Genomic DNA, 23,962 nt, shown 5'->3' with positions numbered 1-23,962 from the left:
AGAGTTGTGGTCTTGGTTTTAGTTATTTACTTTTTCCAGTTCCTGCTCTTCTGGTTCAAGTATAACTTCTTCTTTTTTCCTGCCTTTCAGCCATCTGATCAGCGCACCACCACCACTTGCAACGGCAACGGCAATCACTTTCCAGAACTTCAATAAAAGGGCAAAGAAGCCAAGCTTTGTAAGTATCTTTCCAGCAACCAAACCACCGATTGTCCAAGCTGCAACGTCGTCTACATCTGGGTCAAAGTCGAAATAGCTGTGGCCTTGCTCAAACGTAACGCTGTTCACAATTAGAGGTATGTTTTGCTTTACTTCAGGTAAGCTGTTCATTCCTGCAATAGCATTTAGCATTAGTACACCTTTACGCCCTAATACCCGAACATTATAATTTAGCGTGTTAAAGTCAGCGCCACCAAAGTTAAGTTCTTTAGCCCAGTGCAGTATCTTTTTGTCGTTATCATAGTATGGTTTCGAAGCCCAGCCAACTAGCTCAATTTCTTCGTACCCATTCTTTGATCTCTCCCTGTTCTCTTCCAGCATGTCCTCCTGCATCGTCTGTAGTAACTCAGTATAATCTATGTCTGCGGCATCAGTATCTTTAACATAGCCCATTTCTTCATATTCAATGTCGAAAACCCAAGTATTATCGTCCAGCACTCCTTTATCTTCAGGCACCAGCATACCAAGCGTAGTGCCAGATTCAGGATTGCCCCATAGCTGTGTTAACACGTATTCAGATTGTTCCGCATCCAGGTATTTGAAACCTTTGGGTACTTTAATTTTTGCCATGCCTTCACCTAAGGAAATTTCTCCGTACTGATATTTAAGTGATTTTTCAATCTCTTGTATCTGTAAGCTCAGAGAGTCTGCTTGCGCAAAAGATGTAAATCCTGTGAATAAAAGAATAATCAGGAAGTAAAGCTGCTTCATAAACATTTAATTAAGTTGTTTTCAATTCTAATAAATTGGTTAAATGATTTTCTTAAGAGTTTGAATAATCCAGTGAGCGTCAAACCTTCACTGGCAACAAGTAAACAATATTTAAAGTAAATATATCAATTCTAAATATAAACACATCCTGTGTTTATTATATATATAAACTATTGTTTATGAAACTCCTCACTGCCGCCCAAACACGCCAAGCAGACGCCTATACCATCAAACAAGAAGGCATTTCTTCTACAGACCTCATGGAGCGGGCAGCCAAAGCCTTTGCCGGTTGGTTTGAGAACAAGTTTACGCCTTCGGAGGAGGTGTCTGTTTTTTGCGGACCCGGCAATAACGGCGGTGACGGCCTTGCAGTGGCCCGCCTGCTGCACCAACGCAAGTATAAGGTGCAGGTATTCCTGGTCGGGGATAAGGCCACCGCTTCTCCAGACTTCCGGGCAAACCTTGCGCAGCTGCCAAAAGCAATACCCCGGCAGCAGATCAGGAAAGAAACCGACCTGCCCTACCTGTCTGCCAGCGCCTGCGTAATCGATGCCCTGTTCGGCACCGGCCTTAACCGGCCGGTAACGGGTATTTACGCCAAGCTGATCGCGCAGCTTAACGAAAGCAGCCGTACCGTCACCTCCATCGATATGCCCTCCGGCCTGTATGCCGACAGCCAGACACCCGAGGGAGGCGCTATTGTGAAGGCTGACTACACCATTAGCTTTCAGTTGCCGAAACTAGCGTTTCTGCTACCGCAGCATGAGGCCTGTGTGGGGGAGTGGCACGTGGTGCCCATCGGGTTAAGCGAGGATTTTATCGCTGAGGTAAAGACGAACTTATACTTTATTAACGCTAGCGATATCAGCCACCTACTGCAAGCCCGGAAAAAATTCTCGCATAAAGGACTTTACGGGCATGCCTTGCTGTTTTGCGGGGGTTTTGGCAAAATGGGAGCGGCCGTGCTGGCTGCCCGTGCCTGCCTGCGCGCGGGCATTGGCCTGCTCACGATTCAGGCTCCGGCGGCAGGGTATACGGTTTTGCAAACTGCGGTGCCCGAAGCCATGACTCTGGCTGATAAAAACAGGAAGCACCTGTCGGAGTTGCCGCACGACATAGCCAAGTTCAACGTGATCGGGACAGGGCCGGGAATGGGCACGGAACGCGTGACAAAATCGGTTATCGGGCAACTGCTGGCCACCAGTCCGCATCCGCTCGTCATCGATGCCGATGCCATCAACATCATCAGCAGCAGCGAGAAGCTAAAGGCACAGCTAAAACGTAACAATATCATTTTCACGCCGCACCCCAAAGAATTCGAGCGCCTGGCAGGCAAGAGCAACAACGACTATGACCGGCTAAATGACCTACTGGAGTTTTGTAGGGAGTATGACTGCTACGTCGTGTTAAAAGGCAGCAATACGGTAATAGGTACCCCAGACGGCGATTTATACTTCAACACCACGGGCAACCCGGGCATGGCCACCGGCGGAACCGGCGATGTGCTGACAGGGATCATCACCGCCCTGGTAGCGCAGCACTACAGTTTAGCCGATGCTTGTTTGCTGGGGGTGTATGTGCACGGCCTGGCTGGCGATCTTGCCCTGAAAACCGTGGGAGAGATCTCCATGACTGCTTCGGATGTGATCGCGCACTTGCCCCAGGCCTTTATGCAGCTGCAGGCTACGCGCTAAAGGCCAGGTACACCAAACCGGCATGCAGGAGCATAGCCCCATCGGCCAGCACCAGGTAATACAGCCGCGGCTTGTCCTCGGAAGCGAACATGACCACCAACGCCGCAGCCACGGCACTGGCCACCAAGGCCACCTGCACCCGGCCAACCTCCGACTGCAGCGAAACCACCACATACGTGAGCAACAGCGCCAGCGACACGAGCCTGGTGTTACGCACCCCGATCAGGCCCGGGATGGTGATGGTGTTCATGGAGCGGTCATAGGAAAAATCGCGGATATCAAACAATAGCGCCAGCGCAAGTATAAACAGGAAGCGTCGTAAGAAAAGCAGCCACGCGGCGCTTTCCCATACCTGCACACCGGCATCCAGCAACGGGAACAGCGCCGTGACCACTGCCCACACATACGCGATCAGGAAAACCTTTAGCAAGGGCACCCTGCGCAGGGGCCGCACACTGCTGGACTTATACACGATGGGCACTGTATAGCCTACCGAGATGACCGCCAGGTGGAGCATGATCCAGCCGTTTATATGCAGGTTGAACAGAAAGTATACCCCGGCGCCTGCCACTATACTTCCCAACCCAAGCATAGCCAGTGCCTTTTTGTGCCTTTGTGGCCAGGGTGCATCGGCTCGTATTGCCTGATCTGGTTTGCGCAACACGCTGTACACGCTGCTCAGGTTGTAGGTAAAGAGTGTGGCCAGAAAGATGAACAGCGCCATGGGGCCCGAAGCGGGTATGCCCGCCAGCTTATACGTTTCGATGGTCAGGCTGAAGGCACAGCAGGAAATGAACACGCTGCTGTACAGCACGCCGTGCAGCAGTTGCCTTGCCACCCGAAACTGTGGGTGCCCGGCCTGGCTTGTGCTTATCCTTATCTTCTGGTCCTGCTCCATCTTCTGCAATTACGCAACAATTCTGATGCCTGTCAAACCCCGGTTGATTTACGGGTAAAAGCAAAAAGCCTGACGCAGGAAAATCCATGGCCAGGCTTTACAGGAAAAGTAAAATTGTTAAATCGCCTTTGCTTTTTTAGGCTCCCCGAAAGTAGCGTTGTAAAGTTCTATGCTGTCGTGAATGATCTTATAGGCGTGCTCGCGACCCAGGAACTGCTCCACGATTACCTCCTTGTGTTCCAGCTTCTTATAATCTTCAAAGAAACGGCGCATTTCCAGCAGGGTGTGCGGCGGCAGCTCCGAAATATCGTTGATGTGACGCACCGACATGTCGTTGTGGGCCACAGCAATGATCTTGTCGTCCTCTTCGTTGTTGTCGATCATCTGCATCACCCCGATCACTTTCGCGTCTATCAGGCACATGGGCTGCACATCAATCGAGCAGATCACCAGGATATCCAGCGGGTCCTTGTCGTCGCAGTACGTCTGCGGGATGAAACCGTAATTAGCCGGGTAATTCACCGATGAGAAAAGCACACGGTCCAGCTTCAGCATGCCGCTATCCTTATCCAGTTCATACTTCGCCTTCGATCCTTTCGGGATCTCAATAATAGCTGTCACCACATTGGGAGCTTCTTCTCCGTAGCTCACACTATGCCATGGATTGTTGTTCTCCATATTCTCCATTGTATTCATTTTTTAATTTTCGCCGTCAAATACTTCTGCATCAGGCGCTCTATTTATTTCATGTATTGTTGCAAGGGCTGCCCTACGCTGCCGTTTGGCTCCTGTAAGTAAAGCCAGGCGGCAATGGTAGGGGCAATGTCCACTATCTTTGTCTCTACGGTACTCTCTCCTGGTTTTACCTGCCAGCCATACCAGATCAGAGGCACGTGGGTATCGTAGTTGGAGTAGGAGCCGTGGGTGGTGCCCTTCGGCTCTCCACTGCCATAGCCCTCAAACCATCCGGTTCTTAGTACCAACATCACATCTCCTGACCGGGACGGGAAAAAGCCGCGTTCTACCCGTTCCATCATGCCGTTAGACCAATTGGTAGCCAGCAGGTTAGTGCCCGTAACGGCTCTTACTACCTGCTCAAAACGAACCACATAGTTGGCCACCCGTTGCTGCACCTCTGCCAGGCTCAGTTTCTTGCTATCGATCAGGCTCCTGTTTAAGTAGATCTGCTGGTTGATGTAGCTCTCCACCCATTTGCCTTTTCCATAGGACTTATTCAGGAACGCTTCCACAGAGTCTTTAACTGCGCTGGAGCTGGAAACACCTGCAGGCACTTTTTTATCCGTTAAGAAGGCGGGTACGTGCGCCGCACCATGGTCTGCGGTCAGGAAGAACAGTACGTTCCCTGCGCCAACTTCAGCTTCTATCTCCTTTATCAACTCGGCCAGTTCCTGGTCCAGGCGCAGGAAAACGTCTTCAGCTTCCACCGAGTTTGGTCCGAAGGTGTGGCCTATGTAATCTGGGGTGGAGAAACTTACCGCCAGGAAGTCGGTCGCCTTGCCTTTCCCTAGCTGTTCGCCTTTTAAGGCGGCCAGCGCGAAATCTTTTGTCAGAGTATTCCCAGCCGGAACCGAGCGGATGAGTTCATAGTCGTTCCCTTTAATGGCGGGCAGGTTATGCGGGAAAACCGGCTGTTTCTCGCCACGCAGGGTGCCTTCCCAGGCTGCAAGGTCTGGGGTGCTCTCGGTATACTGCTCCAAAGGCAGCAGCGTGTTCCATACCTGGTTCAGATATTGATCAGGGTACTTTTGGCTGTTAAACGCCTGCACCCAATCCGGCAGGCTTTCCTGGTAATAGGTGCTTGTTATCCAGTTGCCACTAGGCGAGTCGAACCAGTAGGCGCCGTTGCCCAGATGCCCTGCCGGAAGTATGGAACCCCGGTCTTTCAAAGCCACGCCGATCACTTTAGAAGCCATGTTAGAACCCAGGCGAAGCTCATCGGTGATGGTGGTGGTCAGGAGGTTCGCCGGCGACATCTGCCCGGCTGTGGAAGTGCTGCCCACGGTTTGCACCGATTTGTCATCCACGCAATACACCACCTGCTGCGAGGCTCGGTCGTACCAGTTGTTACCGATGATGCCGTTCAGGGCCGGCTCACTTCCGGTATAGATGGAGGCATGGCCCGGCCCGGTATAGGTCGGCACATAGCTGTAATGGTTGTTCCGGAAGCTAAAACCCTGGCTCACCAGTTTCTTAAAACCCTCGTTGCCATACTTATCCCAGTAGCGGTACAGGTAATCGTAGCGCATTTGGTCTATCACAATGCCCACCACCAGTTTCGGCCTGTTAAGGGGGGCTCCTATGGCTTGCATGGCGCTGGTAGCCCGTGTGGCTTGTGCTGTTTGTGAAGGCGTGGCACAGGCACTGATAAAAAACAACAGGGCAAGGGCAACTCCGGATACCTGGTTCAGGGGAATGAATTTATATGATCTGATCATGCATTTGTCTTCTGTTCACAAAGATAACAAGTACCTCTTCTATTTTCATGCTTAAAGAAGCAGCTTGCCAAATTTTGCCGTTTTTTAATGTATGTTTGCAGCGCAAATACCCTTAAACAAGAAGCAGCGCCCACCGTGGTGATGGGCGCTGCTCATATTAAGGTTCTTCTTGTTATTTTGAAGCCAGAGCCTCTGCGCCACCCACGATCTCCAGAATCTCTTTGGTGATCGCTGCCTGGCGTGTTCTGTTATAGGTCAGCTTCAGTTCTTTCAGCAGTTCACCGGCATTCTCCGTTGCTTTGTCCATGGCCGTCATACGTGCCCCGTGCTCGGAGGCATTGGACTCCAGTACCGCTTTGTACACCTGAATCTTGAGCGACTTCGGAATTAACTCTTCTATGATCTCCTCTTTAGAGGGCTCAAAGGTATAATCCACCAGCATGGCAGAAGCGTTGGTCTCTACCGGGTTTTCTTCCAGCGGCAGGAACTGCTCTTTTCTGACATACTGCGTTGCCACGTTTTTAAATTCGTTGTAAACCAGGTCTATCTGATCGTAAGCGCCTTTTGCAAAACCTTCCATGGCAAACTCGGCAGCGCCGCGCACCGTGTCAAACGACAGGTTCGTAAAGATGCCTGTATAATCGCCTACCACATTATACCCTCTCTTGGTAAAGGCTTCAAAAGCTTTACGCCCGATGGTGAGGATGGTAATGTTGCCGGCAGCTTCCTGGGCGCTATACTTCTCATTTATCAAGGCCATTACCCCTTTAATGATATTTGAGTTGAAGGCTCCAGCCAGGCCACGATCAGAAGATACGGCAATGATCAGCACTTTATTTACTTCGCGCTTCTCAGCATACAGGTTCTCTCCGGCATCCTCCGTCATGGACGACAGATTAGCCAGAATACCACTAAGGCGTTGAGCGTAAGGGCGCATACGCAGGATGTTATCCTGTGCACGTCGAAGCTTAGCAGCCGCCACCATTTTCATGGCTTTCGTGATCTGCTGAGTTGATGAGATGGAAACGATGCGGCCTCTAACCTCTTTTAAACTTGCCATATTGTTTTGCTATGAGCATAAAACCAGGGGCAAAGGCCTCGGCCTTGCCCCTGGTTCTTAACTTAGACTATTTCTTATACTTACCGGATACTTCTCGGGCTACCTGCTTCAGGGTTTCCGTAGCTGCATCATCTAGTTTACCTGCTTTCAGGGCGTTCAGCGTATCATTGTGCTGCGCGCGCATGGTGCGCAGGAAGTCTTTCTCAAAGGTCTTCACTTCAGAAACCGGCACGTTGTCCATCAGGCCGTTAGTGGCGCAATAGATAATGGCTACCTGCTCCTCCACCGATACCGGCGAGTACTGCGGCTGCTTCAGGATCTCCAGGTTACGGCGACCACGCTCAATAGTAAGCTTGGTGGCTGCATCCAGGTCAGAGCCGAATTTGGAGAAGGCCTCCAGTTCACGGAACTGCGCCTGATCCAGCTTGAGGGTACCTGCTACTTTCTTCATGGATTTGATCTGGGCGTTACCACCCACACGCGATACCGAAATACCTACGTTAATCGCCGGACGGATACCGGAGTTGAACAGGTTCGTCTCCAGGAAGATCTGCCCGTCTGTGATCGAGATCACGTTTGTCGGAATATAAGCCGAAACGTCACCTGCCTGCGTTTCGATAATTGGCAAGGCAGTTAATGAGCCGCCGCCTTTTACCAACGGACGAAGGGAGTCCGGCAAGTCGTTCATGTTTTTAGCGATCTCGTCAGATGCGTTGATCTTGGCCGCACGCTCCAGTAAACGGGAGTGCAGGTAGAAAACGTCACCTGGGTATGCTTCGCGGCCCGGAGGTCTTCTTAGCAGAAGAGACACCTCGCGGTAAGCTACTGCCTGCTTCGAAAGGTCATCGTACACTACCAGTGCAGGACGGCCGGTATCGCGGAAGAACTCCCCGATGGCAGCACCTGTAAATGGCGCGAAGAACTGCATTGGAGCCGGGTCAGATGCAGATGCAGCAACAACAACCGTATAATCCATGGCACCGCCCTGCTCAAGCGCTTTCACCACCTGTGCCACTGTAGATGCTTTCTGGCCAATGGCCACATAGATACAGAATACAGGCTCGCCTCTTTCGAAGAACTCACGCTGGTTCAGGATCGCATCAATGGCAACGGCAGTCTTTCCTGTCTGGCGGTCACCGATGATCAGCTCACGCTGCCCACGGCCAATCGGAATCATGGAGTCGATCGCCTTGATACCGGTTTGAAGCGGCTCGTTTACCGGCTGACGGAAGATAACGCCTGGTGCTTTACGCTCCAACGGCATCTCATACAGTTCGCCTGTAATGGGGCCTTTGCCGTCAATTGGCTGGCCCAGGGTATTCACTACACGTCCGATCACGCCTTCACCTGCCTTAATGGAGGCGATGCGGTTCGTTCTTTTTACGGTAGCACCTTCTTTTATCTCGCTATAGTCGCCAAGCAATACGGCTCCTACATTGTCTTCTTCCAGGTTCAGCACAAGTGCCTGCAGTCCGTTCTCAAACTCTAAAAGCTCTCCAGACTGTGCTTTGGAAAGGCCATAGATTCGAGCGACACCGTCTCCCACTTGTAGTACAGTACCAACTTCTTCCAGTTCTGCCTCAGAGCGGAAGTTTGATAACTGCTCCCTTAATATGGCTGATACTTCGTCAGGTCTTACTTCTGCCATGATTATATTTTATTGATGTATGTGTTGTCGTTAAATTCTTTCCTCAGCTTGCGAAGGCTGTTTTTCACAGAGCTGTCTATTTGCTTGTCTCCTATGCGCAGCACAAGGCCACCGATCAGGGAGGGGTCTACAAACTCCTCCAGCAGGATCTGCTTGCCAGACTCGGCCGCCAGTTTCAGGCCCAGCTCCTGGCGCATTGTTGCAGAAAGCGGGATTGCAGAGGTTACCTGTGCTCTTTGAATGCCTTTCAGCTCGTTGTACTGCTTGTCAAAAGCCTCCGCCATGTCCTCTAGCCCTATTTCGCGGTGCTTGCGGGTTACGATGCCGAAGAAAGCCAATGTCAGCTCCTGCACCTTTCCCGTAAATACCTGCTTTAGTATCGCCAGCTTTTTATCCGGCTTTATCACCGGGTTTTTGAGCATCAGCTGAAAGTCCCGGTTCTGCGTAGCCGTTTTGGCAAACAGCTGCATGTCTTTGTGCACCTGCTCCAGTTCACCGCGCTCATGGGCTAGCTCAATCAGTGACTTCGCATACCTTGAAGCAACTCTTAATTCTGACATATGCTTTTTTATGATAGATAACCCTGATATCAGGGTTATACCCGTTTCTTTTAGTTAAGCGTTACTTCGCGGATGTAGGCTGCGGCCAGCTCCTGCTGTGCATCCGGGTTGCTAAGTTCTTTTTTCAGGATGCGCTCAGCGATCTCAAGGGACAGGCTTGCAGCCATGTTCTTCACCTCGGTGATGGCAGCCATTTTTTCATTTTCGATGGCCTCGCGCGCCTGCACAATCATACGGGCACCTTCTTCGTTAGCCTTCGTTCTGGCAGATTCTACCAGTGCGTTGCCAGCCTCTGTGGCTTCCTTCAAGATCTTATCACGCTCCATGCGGGCCTCAGCCAGCAGCTTCTCGTTGTCAGCCTTCAGCGACTGCATCTCCAGCTTTGCTTTTTCAGCGGCGCTCAGTGCATGCTCGATAGAAGCCTCACGCTCGTGAAGCGAGTTCATGATCGGCTTCCAGGCAAACTTTGCCAGAAGGAACAGCACGATCAGGAACGTTACGAGTTGCCAGAAAATCAGACCAATACCAGGGGTTACTAATTCCATTTTATATGAATTTGAAAATAATTTCGATTTTAATATCCGCTGTTCCAACACAGCAGGATCAATGTTTTTTTAAACTCTCACTACTTTTTGATCTCATCGTCCGGGCCATTCGCCCGGACGTGAGACCAGCAAAAGACTGACTAGCCTTTGAATGAAATAAGCAAGCAAACCACCACACCGAAAAGTGCAACACCTTCGATAAGGGCAGCCGCGATAATCATGGCAGTCTGGATTTTTCCACCAGCCTCTGGCTGACGTGCGATAGATTCCATGGCAGAGCCACCGATTCTACCAATACCCAAACCAGCGCCTAGGGCTACTAGACCAGCACCGATACCGGCACCCATGATAGCTAAACCAAAATCAGTAGTCACTGCTTGCAGCAAAATTGCTAATAACATAATAGTAGTTATATAGAGTTAAAAAAAGTATTCAAATTAATGTCCGCCGTCGCCAAAACCCATGTCATCCACATGGTCGTGCTCCTCCACGGCGCCTCCGAAGTACATCGCAGAGAGCAGCGTAAAGATGTAAGCCTGCAACAGCGCCACAAACAGCTCCAGGAAGTTCATGAACGTTGCAAACGCCACGCTCAAAGGCCCCACCGCTATGCTCTCGAAAATAAAGATCAAGCTGAACAGCGACAGAATGATGATGTGGCCTGCCGTGATGTTTGCAAAAAGTCGCACCATCAGCGAGAAAGGCTTTGTAAAGATACCGATCAGTTCTACCGGGATCATGATCGGAAGCAACCACTTCGGCACGCCGGGCGTGGCAAAAATGTGACCCCAATAGCTCTTGTTGCCGCTGAAAACGGTTATTAACAGCGTAAGGGCGGCCAGCACAATGGTAACTGCTATGTTACCCGTCAGGTTAGCGCCACCCGGCATCAAGCCCAGCAGGTTGTTGAACCAGATAAAGAAGAAGATGGTGAGCAGGTACGGCATGTAGCGCTCATACTTCGGACCGATGTTCGCCTTGGCGATTTCATCGCGGATAAAGATGATGATCGGCTCGAAGAAAGACTGCATGCCCTTCGGTGCCTTGCCCGGATTCCTTTTATAAGAGCCCGCGATGCTGAAGAACACAAAAAACAGCAGCGCCACACTTAAAAACATGGAGGCAACGTTCTTAGTAATAGAGAAGTCATACAAGCCCGCATACTGGGCTGTTGGCTCGCCCTCGGCATTGGCCTTGTAAATATGGCCGTGCTCCATCACATAGCCCTTGTAAGGCACAATTTCGTGGTGCTCGTTGTAGAAATTATGCGAGGAGAACACCTGCACATCGCCGTTATCTATCAGTATTACCGGCAAGTAAAGCACTACCCCGTCTGCAAAATGCCAGGAATAATCATCTGCGATGTGATGCGTGATCATGTCGCCTGGCCTGAACTCGCCGCCTTCCTCCGATGCGTTAGCTTGCGCCGCGATCGTGAAAAAAGTAACCAATAAAACTAATAACTTCTTCATTAAGAGATATTTAGAAACACACTTTATAAAGCAAAACCCTATAAGTCATCCTGCCTTTTCAAATGAGGGCGCAAGTTAGCCAACAAACCGTAGATTTCAAACCCGGTAAATAGAAAATATAATGCAAAGAAATTGAACACGAACTGCAGGCGGCCCTCTTTATAAAAGAAAATGTACAGCGAGATAACCCCGATGCTCAGGATAAACCGGAATCCCATAGAGGCGAAATAGTACACCTGAAAGTTGTCAGGGTCGTTTTTGTACCCCATTTGCGTGATAAAAAAGGTAAACCCGGTGATAAAGACAAAGAAGCCCAGGGTATACCAGATCAGCGGATGCACCAGGGAATAGCCGCTGTAGTGCAGAAGCACGCCGATCGCGACAGCAAGTATCACCGTCAGGATGCTTAGATTTTGAAAGAACTTCACGTGAATTATTTTTTTGTGATTGAAATGATGACCACCACCATGGTGGTGATAACGGCCACCAACAGGAGCACCACCGTAAACCAGGGTTGCTTATTTCCCGCGTACTCGTCCAGTTTCATGCCGGCAAAGGCTGCCAACACCATCGCCCCGATCATCTGGAAGGCCATTCCAGAGTATTTCACATACGGCTTAATGTTGTCTTCCCGCTTGTTGCCGGGTTTTTCCTGCTCTGGTTTCGCTGTCATGTTATTCAGAAGTGCACAAAGTTACTCCTTTTTATGATGTTACCTGCACATGGGTTTTTAAATACGCCGGGGCTTGTAAAGCAAAGCTGCGCCTGAAACCAAATAGCCTATTATTTAGTTCAATAGCGGACCCTTCTTGTATCTGTTGCCTGATTATTGACAGATTATTGTATTTTTGTATGAGGCAATATCCTTACCTGGAGGCTTCTGTTTTATAGGCGCTGCCCCTGGCACGGTTCCCTTATACTTTACAGGAAGGCCCGGCCGTTTATACTTATATAGAAAGTGTTTGAACCCTTGCACCAGTTATAACTTGAACAATAGACTACTGTACCTACTTTGTGTGATGGCAGGGCTGTTTCTGACGGCCTGTTCGGCGGAGCGTAACAACCCTGTGAGTAAAACCTACCACAACACAACGGCCCGCTACAACGGCTACTTTCTTGCCAAAGAGAAAATGCAGGCCATTGAGGCCGGGTTGCAGGAGAAAATGCAGTACGACTATAACCAGGTGCTGCCCCTTTACCCCACCCTGGACTCCAGCGCCGCCAAAGCCCTTGCGCCCGAGCTTGAGGATGTGCTTAAAAAAGCGTCGTTTCCTATCCAGTATCACAAAAACAGCAAGTGGATCGATAACAGTTACATCCTGATTGGGGAGGCCAACTATTACCAGATGAAGTTTGCCGAAGCTGCCCGCACGTTCAAATACGTGAACTCCATCAGCAAGAATGCCGACGACAGGCATGAGGCCCTAGTATGGCTGATGCGCACCTTCCTGAAAATGGGGGAGCTGGACAATGCCCAGCAAGTGTCGGAATACCTGCGTAAAGAGCGCCTGAACCGCGACAATGCCCGTGAACTTTACCTGGCCCGGGCCCAGTACCATACTTTGCTGCAGGATACCAGCGCGGTGATTGAGAACCTGGAGCTTTCGCTCTCCAATTTTAAAGCGAAGGACGACCAGTCGCGGGTGCGGTTTACCCTTGCGCAGCTTTACCAATTAACCAATCAGCCAAAAGAGGCCTATACGCAGTACAGCAAAATCCTGCGCCATAACCCGCCTTACGACCTGGGCTTTTTCAGCAGGCTAAACCTGGGCCAGGTATCGGAGTTAACCGATGAGCGCGACAAGGAGCGCATCGCCGGATACTTCCAAAAGCTACTGAAAGACGAAAAGAACAAGGAATACCGCGACAAGATCTATTACGAGATGGCGCAGTTTGAACTGCGCCAGCAAAACTACGACAAGGCCCTGGAGTACCTGGAGCAGTCGTTGCGCAACCCAGGCGCTATCGAGAACCAAAAAGCCTACACCTATGTATCGGCTGGCAAAATATACTTCGATAACCTGAGCAAGTATAACCTGGCGGCCGCCTATTACGACAGCGCGGCACAGGCGTACCCCCAGCTTGCCCCCGAATATGAGGCTGTGACCGAGCGCCGGGATATCTTAGCCGATTTTGCCCGGCAGTACAACACCATTCAAACGCAGGACAGCCTGCAGCGTTTGGCCCGCATGAGCGGGGCAGAGCGAAACGTGTATTTGCAGCAACTTGCCCAGCAACAGGAGGAGGAACGGTTACTCGCCGAAAACAGACTGACAGAACGCCAGGGTAAAGGACAGGACGCTGCTACTTCCTTTGGCAGAAAGGGGCAGAACCAGGGCCGTGCTGACACGAATGCAGGAGGCGTGTGGTACTTCGACAACCCGGTGGCCATGGCTTCGGCGCGGGCCGAGTTCCTGCGCCGCTGGGGCGACAGGCCGCTGCAAGACTTCTGGCGCATCCGGAGCAGGGGCGAGACAGGCAACGAGGCCCAAGTGTCGCGGGCACCGGTTATTGCCCCTGAAACCCAAATGACCCCAGAGGAGCGCGCGCAGTCGCTGATGCAGCAATATGAGAAAGACATTCCTTTAACGAACGTGGCGATGGCCCAATCGGAGAAGCAAGTGGAGGACGCTTTCTTTAGGTTAGCCAATATTTACAGCCAGAATTTAAAAGACCCTGCCAAGGCAACCCAGGCTTTTGAGGAGCTTCTGCGTCGCTTTCCGAATACAGAGCATGCCGCTGATGCGTATTACAGCCTGTACTTATTATATGGAAAAGCAGAGGACGCTGCCAAGCAGCAACTGTACTACAGTAAAATCAAGCAACAGTTCCCCAACACCACCTATGCACGTTTAGTGGATGACTCCGATTTTATGTCTAAAAACGCGGCTGATAACCTGAAAGCGCACGAACTGTACGATTCGGCCTACTCGCTGTATGAGAACCAGGAGTATAAGAAAGCCACGGCTCTTGTTAACGAGCTGATCAGCCAGTATCCGCTGAACGATATCCAGGACAAAGTGGCCTATCTGGATGTGCTGGTGACAGCCCGGACGCAGAAGCCCGATGCTTTGCGCTCCAAACTAACGCGCTTTGTGTCTGCTTACCCGGGCAGTGCCTTACAGCCGCAGGCGAACCAACTGCTGGCCACTTACCAGCAGCTGGAGCAAACGAACCAGTTGCGCAGCGAAGCACCGGCCACGCAGGCAGTTAAACTAAAGTCAGTTTCTGCCTTGAGTCCCGAGGAAAAGGTAAATGCCACCATCGCGTCTGCTACGGCTTCTGCCGCCCCGGAGAAGGCTGCCTTACCTCCTGTGCCCCCTACGCTGCCCCAGGAGCCAAAGCCAGCCACGCCAACTACTGACACGGCTTCGGTGGCAAAAGCTGCTACCGAAAAACAGCCCGTTGCCAATCAGCCGGAGCCCCCTGTAGCAAAGGGCCAGCCCACCGACTCTGCCAGCATCGCTACAGCAGCACCCGCCACGCCTCCGGCAGACCCGCTGGCCTATAACCTGGAAGCAGATTCGGCCTATTATTTTGTTTTGGTATACCCTTCCAAAGAGGCTGCTTTTAAGGATGTCCAGGCCAAGTATGAAAAGTATAACAACACCTACTATCAGAAACAGCGATTAACAATCGATTCTGTTGCCTTTGCAAACGGCAAAACCATGCTGGTGATGCAACGCTTTGATGACCCTAAGCTTGCCCAGTCATTTAATATCAAACAAAAAGCGCCGCAGTCTCCGGTTGGAAGAATAAGAGGCATAGAATTCGCTACCTTTGTTATCTCTTCTGCTAACTACCGCAAGTTGCTACAGAAGAGAGACCTGGACTCATACCTGACTTTCTTTAAAAACAATTATTGATACATGACTACGCGTCAAAAAACTGTTGAACCCAAAAAATCCTTTTTACCAAAAGCAGTTTCGGTTCTCTGGATACTGTTTTTAGGTGGACTTGCCGTATTTATACTGTATATCTACGCGGTTAGCATCAACTTTCTGAACCTGTTCGGAGAGTTGCCGAACCTGCGCACCCTCGAGAACCCTAAAAGCGCCTTAGCCTCGGAGCTCTATTCTGCCGACAACAAGGTGCTGGGCAAATACTTTCGCGAAAACCGCACGCCCGCTGATTACGAGGAGCTGCCGGATAACCTGGTGAACGCCCTGGTTGCCACTGAAGACATCCGCTTTGAGGAGCACTCGGGCATCGACCCGGAGGCCATGGCCCGTGTGGCGGCTGCCATTCTTACTGGCCAGTCTAAGGGCGGGGGCAGTACCCTAACGCAGCAGGTGGCTAAAAACCTTTTCCGCACGCGCGGCGATGAATTGAACACCGGTGTGCTCAACAACGTGCCCGGCCTTCGCACCCTTATTCACAAGACCAAGGAGTGGATTATGTCCGTGAAGCTAGAGCAGTCTTACACCAAAAGGGAGATCATGGTCATGTACCTGAACATCTTCGAGTTTGGCAGTAACGCCTTCGGCATTAAATCGGCAGCCAAAACTTTTTTTAACAAGGATGTTCAAAACCTGAACGTGGAGGAATCAGCGGTGCTGGTCGGTTTGTTTAAGAATCCGACCTATTACAGCCCCAAATTTAACCCCGATAACGCCAAGCAGCGCCGCAACGTGGTGTTGCAGCAGATGGTGAAGTATGGCTTTTTGCCTGAGGAAGAGTTTGCGAAGCTGAAAGACAAGGATATTGACCTGGATTACCGGGTGGAGAATCAGAACGTGGGCCTGGCCCCGTACTTCCGGACAGAGGCCAGCAAGTTCCTGCTGCAGTGGTGCCGCGAGAACGGCTACGATTTATACGCCGATGGCCTGAAGATCTACACCACCATCGACTCGCGCATGCAAAAATATGCGGAGCAAGCCATGGAGGCGCACATGCAGGACCGCCAGAAGGCTTTTCTAGAGCACTGGAAAGGCCGTAACCCCTGGGTAGACAGAGACAACCGGGAAATCAAGAACTTCCCGGAGGTAGCCATCAAACGCACAGACCGCTACCGCAGGCTGAATGCCCGCTTCGATGGCAACCAGGACTCCATTAACTTTTACCTCAACAAGAAGATCCCGATGACCATCTTCACCTGGGATGGCGAGAAGGAAGTAATGATGAGCCCCCTGGATTCCCTGAAACACTATAAACACTTCCTGCAGGCTGGCTTTATGGCCATGGAACCCCAAACAGGGCATATCAAAGCCTGGGTGGGCGGCATCAACTACAAGCACTTTAAGTATGACCACGTCAAGCAGGCGGCCCGGCAACCCGGCTCCACCTTTAAGCCTTTCCTGTATACCGCGGCCATGGAAAACGGCTATTACCCCTGCTATGAGGTAATCGACACGAAAGTTTGCATCCCGCTGCCCGACGGCAACATGTGGTGCCCAAACAATTCGGACAATAAGTACAGCGGTCAGAAATTCACATTACGCAAGGCCCTCGCAGAGTCGGTTAACTCTGTTTCTGCTTTCCTGGTGAACAAACTGGGACCTGAGACTTTGGTGAAGACGGCAAAGCGCATGGGTATTTCCACCCCGCTGGACCCAACGCCTTCTTTGGCCCTTGGCACCAGTGACGTTACACTTTATGACATGGTGGGCGCATACGGCACTTTTGTAAACGGGGGTACCTGGATCGAGCCTAATTTTGTTACCCGCATCGAGGACAAGCACGGAAACGTGATAGCGGACTTCGCCCCTAAAAAGATTGAAGCCCTGAGCGAAGAAACGGCTTACCTGATGGTGCACATGCTTAAAGCGGCTGCAGAGCCCGGCGGCACAGCATACTATGGCCTGCGACACCGCAACGGCTTAAAGAATGAGATAGGCGCTAAAACGGGTACCACGCAAAATCAGTCGGATGCCTGGTTCATGGGCCTCACCCCGAACCTGGTGTGCGGCACCTGGGTAGGCGGTGAAGATCGTTCTATTCACTTCCGAACGATAGCCCTGGGTCAGGGTAATAAGCTTGCCATGCCGATCTATGGGGCCTTCATGCAGAAAGTGTACGCCGATAAATCGTTGGATGTCTCAAAAGATGCTTTCCCTAAACCTTTGGCCCCGTTATCTGTAGAATTAGACTGCGCTAAGTATAACCAGGGCATCCAGGTAGATTCTGCCCAGCAAGATGAGTTTCTGCACCTGCCTACAGAGATAGACTTAGACGCAGACATCTAATGCTTTGAGTGTATGCCTGCAAACGATAAGTTTAAAGAGAAAATTTCGCACCTGCCCCATAAGCCCGGCATCTATAAATTTTTTGACGACAACGGTATCATCTACGTTGGCAAAGCCATTGACATCCGGAAGCGGGTCAGTTCTTATTTTAACCGTTCGGCGCAGCACAACAAAAAAACACTTAAGCTTGTCTCGCAGATAAAGGACATTGAGTTTACCATCGTAGACACGGAGACAGACGCGTTTCTTCTCGAGAATAACCTCATCAAGCAGTACCAGCCCAAGTATAACATCCTGTTGAAGGACGGCAAGACCTATCCGTACATCTGTATCATCAACGAGCGCTTTCCGCGTGTGATCAGCACCCGGAACAAGTTGAAGGACGGTTCCCGTTATTTTGGCCCTTATCCAAGCGGAACCACCATGAACATTGTGCTGGACCTGATCCGGACGCTTTATCCGCTGCGGACCTGCACCTATAACTTATCGCCGGAGAACATTGCTGCTGGCAAGTTTAAAGTATGCCTGGAGTACCATATCGGCAACTGCAAGGGCCCGTGCGAGGCTTTTGAGGACGAGACTGCTTACAATCATTATATCTCACAGATCAAAAGTATACTTTCGGGTAACTTAACCATTGCCAAGAACTATTTTAAGGAGCGCATGGCCGCCGCCGCCGCCGATTTCCAGTATGAGCTCGCGCATCAGTTCAAGCAAAAGCTGGACATGCTCGAGGATTTCCAGGCCAAGTCTACGGTAGTAAGCCATACCCTTACCAACATTGATGTTTTCACGATCACCAGCAACGACAACTGCGCCTTTATCAATTATCTGAAGGTAATGAACGGCTCCATTATTCTCACGCAGTCTCTGGAGGTGCAGAAGAAGCTGGATGAGGAAGATACCGACATCCTAGCTTCTGTTATCGTGCAACTTCGGCAGGAGTTTGAAAGTACTTCCCGCGATGTGATCGTCAACATAGACCTGACCTTGCCTCTGGATAACGTTACGGTTTCGCAGCCCCAGATTGGGGATAAGCGCAAATTGCTCAGTCTCTCTTTAAAGAATGCGCTCTACCTGCGCAAGGAGCGCGAAGGCAGGCAGGAGAAGAACAAAGATCTAAGCGAGCAACGGGAGCTGCGTGTGCTGGAAACCATGAAAAAAGATTTGCGTCTGACAGAGCTTCCGCGCCAGATAGAGTGTTTCGATAACTCCAATTTTCAGGGCGATAACCCGGTTGCCTCGATGGTTTGCTTTAAGAATGGCAGGCCCAGCAAGAAAGATTACCGCCATTACAACATCAAAACGGTAGTGGGGGCAAACGACTTTGAGTCGATGTATGAGATTGTAACGCGCCGCTACCGCCGGCTGCTGAACGAGAACCAGCCCTTGCCCCAACTCATTATAATTGATGGTGGTAAAGGGCAGCTAAGTATGGCTGTAAAGGCCTTGAAAGACCTGGACATTTATGGCAAGGTGGCTGTGGTGGGTATTGCCAAACGGCTGGAGGAGATCTTTTACCCAGGTGACTCGCACCCGCTTTATATCGACAAAAAATCGGAATCGCTTAAACTGATCCAGCGTTTGCGAAATGAGGCGCACCGCTTTGCCATTACCTTCCATAGAAGCAAGCGCGATGCCGGCACCCTTAAAACGGAATTGACGGACATTAAAGGGATTGGTCCGACAACGGCAGAAGCTTTGTTGCTTAAGTATAAATCCGTGAAAAAACTTAAGGAGCTCAGTTTACAGGAGTTGGATCTGGAGGTAGGAAAGGCCAAAGCGGCCATTGTCTATAAACACTTGCATCCCTCCGAAAATTAACTAATGTTTAAAAACAAGAGAGGCGACCCGCAAAGGTCGCCTCTCTTGTTTTATGGAATTTCTTTAAAATTAATAGCTCCAAAGGCTATACTCATACTCGATCAGCGCCTCCATAGCATCCTGAGCAGCCAGAAGTCCTTTTTTACCACCACCGTAAATATCGGCCAGGGCTCTGTCGCCTGGGTTCGAGATTTTCGTGATGTATGAACTGAACAACCACAGGTCGAATGCATCGGCCAGGTTTTTGTGCTGTGCATCGTTTTGCGCGTTGTACCAAATGGCCAGTTCAGGGTTATTGCGGAACACTTTAACTAGGTCGCTCATTTTAAAAGAGCCTACGGTTTGCTCAAAACCCAGCGGATTTAACGTGGCGGGCACCTTAATACTGATCGTATGGATATCGTGATACATGCGCGAGCGCTTTTTATCGAATACCACGTTCTCCTTTAGCTCTAACAGGTAAAGTTGTTTTGGGAAGTACTCGTTGCTGATCGGCCCAGTAGTGGTTTGCACCGCATCTTCGCCAAGCGCATTGCCCCAGGCATCGTCTGCTTCCTCTTTTTCGGCCTTCCCAAATCCAGCTGCTATTTCCTCGTCGCTAAGTCCGGCACCTTTATCTTTGGGTGTCATGTTGCCAATGAACTCCTCGCGTGTGAGGGGAGTGTTTACAGAATCTGTTTTATACGCTGTCAGTTCTCCGCTTTTTACAGCATTGATAATGATCTTTGTAATTTCCCTGTTTTCCGAGAACATTGGTTTGTTCTGCTTCTCCCGCAAATCTATCTTACGCCATACCGTTTTTTTAAACAGCACATCTTGTTCTGGTATTGGCCTTGCTGATGGATTTGTAGCGGCAGCCGTAGTGGGTACCTGCTGTGCCATGGCACCTGCAGATAGCAGTAAACCTGCTGCTACTCCTATAACTTTAACTAATTTCATATGCCTTGTAAGCTTGTTGGTTAATTTAATGGAAGAGAGAAGTTATCCTCTATGTTCACATCAACCGCGGTGCCCCTATAGTTCAGGCGCTTCACGTCCAGAATTTCCATTACCACTCTGTCTCCCTTGTTTGCCTTCGCTGCAAAGCTTGTCAGGTTACCGGTAGGGCCATTAATTTCCTGCTGGTCTACCAACTGGTTGTTTCTGATGAGGTATGCTCTCCACTTCGTAACTCTATAACGTGCTTCGTTGGGTAATAATTGCTTAAACCCTTCATCTGCTACGGCTTGTATTTCTACTGCTCTTAAAGAGGCTGCCTGCACACCGCGTTTAAAGTCAAGGGGTTTGCCGTTTACCAGTGCAACCAGTTCGGGCTTAGGTATCGGGCGCACTTTAAAGGTTTCGGAACCGATGGAGTTGCCGCCGCTGCTCACGTTAATCGTAACTTGTGTAGCATTCGGAATAATGGTAACTTCTCCTTTTTTGGCTCCTTTAATAGCAGAACCGCCATTCGCTGAGAAACTCGGATCGTATACCGCGCCTAAAGCCGGCACCTGTATATTCAGTTCGTTCGCGCACTGGAAGTACAAAGCCTGCACCGCAGCCGACTGCACCTGAATTACAGGTTTGGCCACTACATATTCTTCTACTACATTAAATGTTGTGTCGCGCCCGTTCTGGTTTATAGTGATCTGGCCTTTCCAGGTCTGCTTCGAGTTGCCATCCGCATCGTAATTAGATGCTGCGGCCACGAATTCTACCTGGCCTTTACCGTCCACTACCTTTACCGTTTTGCCTTGGAAGGACATCTTCGGAACGATGTTATCAGAAGAGGCTGCAATAAACATATCTGCCTTGTACTTGGTACCGGCAGCCACTGTTTTCGACTCGGCACGAGCCATGGCAAATATCTTCTCGAACTTGATGATATCTGCACCAACCTGCTGTGCTAGCTTTTGCAGTGCATCTGATTCATACTTCAAAATCTCGCTTTCCTTTTGCGAAAGCACTGCCAAAGCGGCTACCAAAGGTGTTGCTTCAAAGTTTAACTGGGCAAAATCTTTGTTCTTCTGTGCTTTATCGCCTTTTGCCACTGGGTCCTCGCTACTGCTCAGCGCAAGTTTAGCAGGCATGTTCGGGTTGTACTGCCGCATGAACTTCGCATAGTTATTTAACTTATCCTCCAGCTCATAGGCAGCGCCATTGTTCTTGTTAGCGGCACCGATCATGTTAATAGCCACCACATCCTCAGCACTCGGGTTAGCATACTGATCCGGATTCTCAGGATTTGTTCCTCCTGTTTTATCCACTAACATCTGACGCAGGCCGCGGATGTAGCTGATCATGTTAGAGGTTTCCTGACGCACCTTCTGCGCATTTTCCAGCACACGCTTGTCATTTGCCGATGGGGTTTTGTTCTCTGCCACCGCAGACCTGATATTTGATACAACCCCGGCGTTATCCGTTACTGTTTTATCGTTCACACTTTTTAAACTTTCGTCCAAAAACTGAAACTTCAACAGGATCGCCGAGCTCACTTGTAGGGCAAGAAGAGCGGTCAGTACCAAGTACATCATACCGATCATCTTCTGCCGTGGTGTCTCTTTTCCTCCAGCCATTTTATACTATCTTAACAGTTGTTTTCTTAATGATATGAAAATGAACTTGAAAAAATTATCCTTTCATGGCTGTCAGCATGTTGCCGTACACGGTGTTAAGCGAGTGCAGGTTCTGCGTTAAGCGGGATACTTCGTTCTTAAACTGCTCTGTGTCTTTGCTGGCATCGGTCAGGTTCTCCATGGCCATGCTCAGGTTGCCATAGAACTTGTTCATCGCCTTCAGGTGGTTGTTTGCGTCCTGCAGTTCCATTTCATACACTGCATTCAGGGCACCCAGGTTACGGGTCATGTTCTGTATCTGGCCATGATACTCCTGGGCATCTACCGTAGAGCCAGCCATATGAGACAGGGCCTCGGCTGTTGTAGCATATGCCTTGTTCATGTTATCCAACTGGTCGGCTGCGGCTCTCACGCGCAGGGTGTAATCTTCTGTGGCGGCAGTTGCTTTGCTCATGTCAGCCATCTGTGCAGCAGACTCGCTGAATCTGTTCAGGCCCATGCCCAGGCTGTTTATCGTTTCCGGTGTGATGTCCGCGTCACGCATCATATCATCCAGCTTACGGGTAAGCGAAGTGCCTCCTGATGTTGCTGTTGCTGGCATCAGCCCCTCTCCGGCATAGTCATCAGCCAACTGTGGGTATACTCTTGCCCAATCCGGCTCGTGCGACTGTGGCTGGAAAGCACTCAAAAAGAAAATAACGGCTTCTGTGCTCAAACCCAGGATTAGCATGAGGTCTGCTCCCTCCCAGTGCTGTATTTTGAACAGGGCACCTACAATTACGACAGCTGCGCCAATGCCGTATACTTTGGGCATTATCACATCAAATAAAACATTGCGACTATTTGCTTTGCTCATGTTGTTTCCGATTAAGTTGTGAACGATTGGATATTAGAGGTTGGACTAGTGTTACGGGTATGATTTTATTTGAAGCTTATCTGAATTCTCTTCCGGAAGATCTCCCTAAGTATACCATGGCATTACGGAAACCAACAAATGACCTGGCTGAATCCTGATATTCGAAATTACGCGTGCCTGTCTCCAGGAAATAAGCAATATCTTTCCAGGAACCGCCTCTTACTACTTTGCGGGGTTCGTTATCATCGTTGTAAACCGGGTTTAAATCCCATACAACTGGCACAGAGGCATCGAAATAAGCATCCTCGCACCACTCTGCTACGTTACCGGCCATGTCGTAAAGGCCGAAGTCGTTAGGAAAGTATTGCGCTACAGGTGCCGTGTAAGAGAAACCATCGCTGTAGTAATCGCCGCGGCCTGGCTTAAAGTTAGCCAGCAAGCAGCCTTTGGCGTTTCTTAAATAGGGGCCGCCCCACGGGAAAACCGACATATCCCGGCCTCCTCTTGCTGCATACTCCCACTCTGCCTCCGATGGCAAACGGAATTCCGGCATAGGCGCCTGGCCGTTTTCGGTACGGGCCTGGTTTTTTAGCTTGGTACGCCACTCGCTGAAATACTTCGCCGCAAACCAATCTACCCCTACTACAGGGTAATCATCAAAAGCGGGGTGCGTGAAATAATACTCCATCAACGGGTCACCCATGTGGTACGCGAAGTCCTTCACCCACACGGTGGTATCCGGGTAAAGTTCCGACATCACATATTCTTCGCCCAAAACGTCCAGCGAGTCCTCTTTCATCACATCAATGAACTGACGGTACTCGTTGTTGGTGATCTCGGTTTCGTCCATGTAGAAACCACTGATGGTAACCTGCTTATTTAAGTTGGCCATAGAAGCCGCAATATCCTGATCAGCCTGCCCCATGTGGAATGTTCCGCCCGGGCAGGGCACCATGCCATAAGGTACTTCCTGTGAATTGTATTCCGGACGGTCCTCAGCACCCACAAGGTCACCCTGGGGCCCCCTCCTCAATCCACAGCCTGCCAGTACTACTACCGCCAAGGCGAAGGAAGACAGCTTAATTAGTTTGTTCATGATGAGTAGTAAAAAGTAAATTTTTTAGTAATATTTCTTCTAGCACACTATTATGAGTGTAGCAAATATATAAGATTTAGCACCAAATAAAAAAAGTATTCAATACAGTTCTGGCTTATTATTTCCCAACGGCATAACACCCTGATTATTATCCTAATAATTCAAATTTTTTTAAGTGCT

At 50.2% G+C, this 23,962-nt stretch carries 20 protein-coding genes; 4 read left to right on the top strand and 16 right to left on the bottom strand.

Annotation, left to right across the window (positions count from 1 at the left end; all coding sequences use genetic code 11):
- Nucleotides 1–18 precede the first annotated feature (18 nt).
- Nucleotides 19–930 carry a DUF2167 domain-containing protein gene (locus tag AC4BAN_RS07380; RefSeq protein ID WP_490563749.1) on the bottom strand — a complete coding sequence of 304 codons (912 nt, stop codon included), beginning with the start codon at nt 928–930 and terminating at the stop codon, nt 19–21.
- Between the two features lie 179 nt (nt 931–1,109).
- On the opposite strand from AC4BAN_RS07380, the gene AC4BAN_RS07375 reads away from it, so the two are divergent.
- The gene (locus tag AC4BAN_RS07375; protein WP_490563748.1) at nt 1,110–2,624 is read left to right on the top strand and encodes an NAD(P)H-hydrate dehydratase; all 1,515 of its coding nucleotides are present in this window, start codon (nt 1,110–1,112) and stop codon (nt 2,622–2,624) included.
- On the opposite strand, the gene AC4BAN_RS07370 is transcribed toward AC4BAN_RS07375, so the two are convergent.
- The 11 genes from AC4BAN_RS07370 to AC4BAN_RS07320 form a co-directional block, all read right to left on the bottom strand.
- Entirely contained in the window at nt 2,614–3,522 is a 909-nt protein-coding gene (locus tag AC4BAN_RS07370) for a UbiA prenyltransferase family protein (protein WP_490563747.1), read from the bottom strand. The two genes, AC4BAN_RS07375 and AC4BAN_RS07370, sit on opposite strands and share 11 nt — an antisense overlap.
- A 117-nt stretch (nt 3,523–3,639) precedes the next feature.
- Nucleotides 3,640–4,218 (bottom strand): inorganic diphosphatase, encoded by a 579-nt coding sequence (locus tag AC4BAN_RS07365; RefSeq protein WP_490563746.1) that lies wholly within the window; start codon nt 4,216–4,218, stop codon nt 3,640–3,642.
- A gap of 44 nt (nt 4,219–4,262) precedes the next feature.
- Nucleotides 4,263–5,978, bottom strand: coding sequence for an alkaline phosphatase PafA (gene pafA, locus AC4BAN_RS07360; RefSeq protein ID WP_490563745.1), 1,716 nt, complete (start codon nt 5,976–5,978; stop codon nt 4,263–4,265).
- Between the two features lie 172 nt (nt 5,979–6,150).
- The gene (atpG, locus tag AC4BAN_RS07355) at nt 6,151–7,038 is read right to left on the bottom strand and encodes an ATP synthase F1 subunit gamma (RefSeq protein ID WP_490563744.1); all 888 of its coding nucleotides are present in this window, start codon (nt 7,036–7,038) and stop codon (nt 6,151–6,153) included.
- 67 nt (nt 7,039–7,105) lie between these two features.
- Nucleotides 7,106–8,686 (bottom strand): F0F1 ATP synthase subunit alpha, encoded by a 1,581-nt coding sequence (atpA, locus tag AC4BAN_RS07350; RefSeq protein ID WP_490563743.1) that lies wholly within the window; start codon nt 8,684–8,686, stop codon nt 7,106–7,108.
- A gap of 2 nt (nt 8,687–8,688) precedes the next feature.
- Entirely contained in the window at nt 8,689–9,246 is a 558-nt protein-coding gene (atpH, locus tag AC4BAN_RS07345) for an ATP synthase F1 subunit delta (protein ID WP_490563742.1), read from the bottom strand.
- 50 nt (nt 9,247–9,296) lie between these two features.
- A complete protein-coding gene (locus tag AC4BAN_RS07340) occupies nt 9,297–9,791 on the bottom strand; it encodes a F0F1 ATP synthase subunit B (protein WP_490563741.1) in 495 nt (164 codons plus the stop codon).
- Nucleotides 9,792–9,931: 140 nt separating this feature from the next.
- The gene (gene atpE / locus AC4BAN_RS07335; RefSeq protein ID WP_490563740.1) at nt 9,932–10,192 is read right to left on the bottom strand and encodes an ATP synthase F0 subunit C; all 261 of its coding nucleotides are present in this window, start codon (nt 10,190–10,192) and stop codon (nt 9,932–9,934) included.
- A 36-nt stretch (nt 10,193–10,228) separates the two neighbouring features.
- Complete coding sequence (atpB, locus tag AC4BAN_RS07330; protein WP_490563739.1) at nt 10,229–11,263, bottom strand: F0F1 ATP synthase subunit A; 1,035 nt, start codon at nt 11,261–11,263, stop codon at nt 10,229–10,231.
- A 38-nt stretch (nt 11,264–11,301) separates the two neighbouring features.
- Nucleotides 11,302–11,691 carry a hypothetical protein gene (locus tag AC4BAN_RS07325; RefSeq protein WP_490563738.1) on the bottom strand — a complete coding sequence of 130 codons (390 nt, stop codon included), beginning with the start codon at nt 11,689–11,691 and terminating at the stop codon, nt 11,302–11,304.
- Between the two features lie 5 nt (nt 11,692–11,696).
- Nucleotides 11,697–11,936 carry an AtpZ/AtpI family protein gene (locus AC4BAN_RS07320; RefSeq protein ID WP_490563737.1) on the bottom strand — a complete coding sequence of 80 codons (240 nt, stop codon included), beginning with the start codon at nt 11,934–11,936 and terminating at the stop codon, nt 11,697–11,699.
- A 313-nt stretch (nt 11,937–12,249) separates the two neighbouring features.
- Between AC4BAN_RS07320 and porW the strand changes: the two genes are divergently transcribed.
- Genes porW through uvrC form a run of 3 tightly spaced genes read left to right on the top strand, consistent with a single transcriptional unit; the run spans nt 12,250 to nt 19,272 of the window.
- On the top strand, nt 12,250–15,129 hold the full coding sequence (porW, locus tag AC4BAN_RS07315) for a type IX secretion system periplasmic lipoprotein PorW/SprE (protein ID WP_490563736.1): 2,880 nt from the start codon (nt 12,250–12,252) through the stop codon (nt 15,127–15,129).
- A 3-nt stretch (nt 15,130–15,132) separates the two neighbouring features.
- Nucleotides 15,133–17,448 carry a penicillin-binding protein 1A gene (locus AC4BAN_RS07310; RefSeq protein WP_490563735.1) on the top strand — a complete coding sequence of 772 codons (2,316 nt, stop codon included), beginning with the start codon at nt 15,133–15,135 and terminating at the stop codon, nt 17,446–17,448.
- Nucleotides 17,449–17,460: 12 nt separating this feature from the next.
- Nucleotides 17,461–19,272 (top strand): excinuclease ABC subunit UvrC, encoded by a 1,812-nt coding sequence (uvrC, locus tag AC4BAN_RS07305; RefSeq protein ID WP_490563734.1) that lies wholly within the window; start codon nt 17,461–17,463, stop codon nt 19,270–19,272.
- A 69-nt stretch (nt 19,273–19,341) separates the two neighbouring features.
- On the opposite strand, the gene porN is transcribed toward uvrC, so the two are convergent.
- The 4 genes from porN to porK form a co-directional block, all read right to left on the bottom strand.
- A complete protein-coding gene (porN, locus tag AC4BAN_RS07300) occupies nt 19,342–20,211 on the bottom strand; it encodes a type IX secretion system ring subunit PorN/GldN (RefSeq protein WP_490563733.1) in 870 nt (289 codons plus the stop codon).
- Between the two features lie 20 nt (nt 20,212–20,231).
- Complete coding sequence (gene porM / locus AC4BAN_RS07295; RefSeq protein ID WP_490563732.1) at nt 20,232–21,830, bottom strand: type IX secretion system motor protein PorM/GldM; 1,599 nt, start codon at nt 21,828–21,830, stop codon at nt 20,232–20,234.
- Nucleotides 21,831–21,885: 55 nt separating this feature from the next.
- Nucleotides 21,886–22,686 carry a type IX secretion system motor protein PorL/GldL gene (gene porL, locus AC4BAN_RS07290; RefSeq protein ID WP_490563731.1) on the bottom strand — a complete coding sequence of 267 codons (801 nt, stop codon included), beginning with the start codon at nt 22,684–22,686 and terminating at the stop codon, nt 21,886–21,888.
- Nucleotides 22,687–22,762: 76 nt separating this feature from the next.
- Nucleotides 22,763–23,782, bottom strand: a complete 1,020-nt coding sequence (gene porK, locus AC4BAN_RS07285; protein WP_490563730.1) for a T9SS ring complex lipoprotein PorK/GldK — start codon at nt 23,780–23,782, stop codon at nt 22,763–22,765.
- Nucleotides 23,783–23,962 lie beyond the last annotated feature (180 nt).

Source organism: Pontibacter sp. GD13, assembly GCF_058216355.1.
Note: the sequence above shows the minus strand (reverse complement) of the source record. Positions and strands in the feature narration are given on the sequence as shown.